Annotated in this window: 4 protein-coding genes; 1 reads left to right on the top strand and 3 read right to left on the bottom strand. The window is 62.0% G+C overall.

Annotated elements, in window-relative coordinates:
• Window positions 1-1,012: NAD(P)/FAD-dependent oxidoreductase (locus AB4Y44_RS42115; protein ID WP_368702783.1), on the top strand; the 1,012-nt coding region annotated here is incomplete at its 5' end.
• 125 nt (window positions 1,013-1,137) lie between these two features.
• Here the strand turns inward: AB4Y44_RS42115 and AB4Y44_RS42110 are convergent.
• The 3 genes from AB4Y44_RS42110 to AB4Y44_RS42100 form a co-directional block, all read right to left on the bottom strand.
• Entirely contained in the window at window positions 1,138-1,458 is a 321-nt protein-coding gene (locus tag AB4Y44_RS42110; RefSeq protein WP_342924152.1) for a DUF3331 domain-containing protein, read from the bottom strand.
• Between the two features lie 44 nt (window positions 1,459-1,502).
• On the bottom strand, window positions 1,503-2,486 hold the full coding sequence (locus tag AB4Y44_RS42105) for a cytochrome d ubiquinol oxidase subunit II (RefSeq protein WP_342924153.1): 984 nt from the start codon (window positions 2,484-2,486) through the stop codon (window positions 1,503-1,505).
• 33 nt (window positions 2,487-2,519) lie between these two features.
• On the bottom strand, window positions 2,520-2,901 hold a 382-nt coding region (locus AB4Y44_RS42100), incomplete at its 5' end, for a cytochrome ubiquinol oxidase subunit I (RefSeq protein ID WP_368702782.1).

Raw genomic sequence — 2,901 nt, 5'->3', positions numbered from 1 at the left:
TGCCGCAATCGAGTCGCACGAGGGCGGCTTGATGCTCGAGCGGAGAACAGTTCCATACGATGTGCTGCTGCTGTCCGTAGGCAGCCGCGCGAACGACTTCGGCGTGCCTGGCGTCCTCGAGCATTGCCATCTTATCGACAGCCAACAGCAGGCAGAGACATTCAACGTCGCGTTGCGCGAGCGTTCCCTTCGTTCCGTGGTCAAGGATGAGGCGCTCAGGATTGCGATCGTGGGCGCTGGTGCTACCGGGGTCGAGTTATCGGCCGAGCTCAGTCATCTTTTCGAGCTCGCGGCCAGCTACGGCGATCCTGCGATTAGAGACAGGCTGCGCTTGACGCTTTTGGAGGCCGGCCCTCGCGTGCTTCCGGCCTTCCCAGCGGAAATCTCGTCAGCCAGCCAGCAACGACTTGAGAAAATTGGCTTTCGCGTGCTGACCTCGACCGGGGTCTCCGCTGTGGAACGGGGAGGCTTTGTGTACGGAGACGCCAAGCTTGCCGAAGCGGATTTGATGGTATGGGCGGCTGGCGTGAAGGCTCCCGATTTCATGAACCGGCTAGCTGGCCTCGAGACCAACCGGTCGAACCAGATCGTGGTGTCGGGCACGCTGCAGGCTTTGGGCGACGAGAATATTTTCGCGCTCGGCGATTGCGCTTCGCTCACGCCGCAAGGTGCGCAGCGACCGCTGCCTCCTACTGCGCAGGTGGCCACTCAGCAGGCGGAGCACCTGGCGCGCCATTTGCCGGAATGGATCCGTCACAACAAACCTCTTCCTCGCTTCGCGTTCCGGGATTTCGGATCGCTTGTGTCATTGAGCGAGTACGACTCGTTCGGCACGCTTGGTCGTTTTGGATTGTTTCCTGGGGGGATCATTCGGGGCAAGCTTGCCCAGCTCAGTCACGCGATGTTGTACCGACACCATCAGCAGGCGCTACACGGTTTTCGCCGGGCAACTCTGCTCTGGACGGCGGAGCAAATCAACGGATTGGCTCAACCGGCGATTCGACTCGCTTGACGGGCTTTCGTGGCCCAGCAGATGTTGATGTTCGCCGCTCTTTGGAGCGGCATGTTACTTCCCGATATGAGTGAATTGAGAACGACGCCGCAACGCAGCGTCGCCAACCAGCAAGAGAGTCGGAATTACACGCAACGTGCGGATTCCGTTGAGTTGAAGCCAACGCCGCGACCTGAATAGCCAAACGCTTCAACAGAGATCATCGCCGATGCATTGGCTGGAGCGGGGCGTTCGGCGGGGCGAAAGACGGCGTCGCCGCGGCGGATTGCACGCCGCGACACCACGCACACGCCCGACGCTCTCGCATGGCGAAGACGCCAGCGCTGCTCCCCGTAGTGACATCGTCCGGGCTCCACCCAGCGAATGATGAGTGTTGTCTCGGACTGTTCGAGAATTTCGACCCGGACTCGTGCGTCGTCTAACGTAGCGTACTCTGACGTTTTCACTGGCTGCTCCTGAAATAGGGCTTTTTCGCTGAAAATGCGTGCCCTCACGCGTGGGGCGTGTCGACAACCTTGCCGCGGAAGATCGCATACTGGTGCAGGTTGTAGCCGATCATCACCGGGAACACGACGCCGATTCCGATCAACATGAACGCGAGGGTCATGGTGTCCGACGCGGCTTCCAGGATCGTGAGCCGGCCCGGAACGAAGTAGGGGTAGAGGCTAATTGCAAGGCCCGCGAACGACACGATGAAAAGCGTTATCGCCGCCCCGAAGGGCCCGCGGTCGCGTCCGCGATAGAGTGACGCCATGAGCCAGCCGTACGAGAGGACGGCGAGTACGCCGAGTACCGCAAGTGGGGCGAACACCCCAGTCTCTATCCAGCGGGCATGGACCGCCACGCTGCCAAACCAGGTCGCCGCAGTGAGCACGATCGCGGCCGCGACGGTGAACTGTGCGCTCAAGAGGGCCAGCCGGCGGCCCCAACGTTCGAGCGGACCCACCGCCTTCCTGACGAGCCACGTCGCGCCGAGCAGGCTATAGCCGCTGACGACCCCGATGGCTGTCACCGTGATGAACGCCGTGCTGGACCCGCCAGGCTCGAACCCCGTGATCACCTTGCCGAGTACGATGCCCTGCGAGATGGCCGCGACGAGGCTGCCCACGCCGAACACCATGTCCCACAGGCTTGCGTGCTGCGCGCTATGGCGGAATTCGATGGCTGCACCCCGCATGATCAGCCCGGCTATCATCGCCATGACGGGCAGATAAAGCGCTTGCATCAAGGCCGCGTAGGCAGCCGGAAACGCGCCGAACAGGGCGCCGCCGACCACGACCAGCCATGTCTCATTCGCATCCCACACGTGACCGATGGTTTGAACCATCACGTCGCGGTCTCCGCGATTTCTGCTCAGCAGAGTGAGCATACCGACACCAAGGTCGAATCCATCGGTCACGACGTAGAAGGCCAGCATCAGGCCGATCAGGCCGAACCACGTGAGGGCCAGCAGGGAATGAGTGGTGCTTTCCATCGAACGATCTCCCTTGAGTTGTAGAAGGAAGTTTCAGTATTCGGCCCCCACCGTTCGGGGCGTGATGCTCGTGATCGCGGGCGGTGTGGCAGTGAGATCGGGACCATTCATCAGCCAACGCCGCGCGAGAAGGAAGAAGGTGATGAGTAACACGACGTCGAACACGAAGAACATCGCCATGCTGGCCGTTACCGAGGACGCGGGCACGGCGGACACGGCTTGACTGGTTCGCAGCAGTCCGTAGACGACCCATGGCTGACGTCCCACCTCGCGTACGATCCATCCGGCCTCGACGGCCACGTAAGGCAGCGGGATGCACAGTACCCATGCGAGCAGGAGCTTGCGCTGCGCGAGGAGGCGTTCGAGGTTGCCGCGCGCTTTGTGCAGCGCATACGCGGTCCAGAGCGCGAGCAGC

This window comes from Paraburkholderia sp. BR10937, from assembly GCF_040965695.1.
Classification (GTDB): Bacteria; Pseudomonadota; Gammaproteobacteria; order Burkholderiales; family Burkholderiaceae; genus Paraburkholderia.
This window is presented reverse-complemented; position numbering and strand designations above follow the sequence as displayed.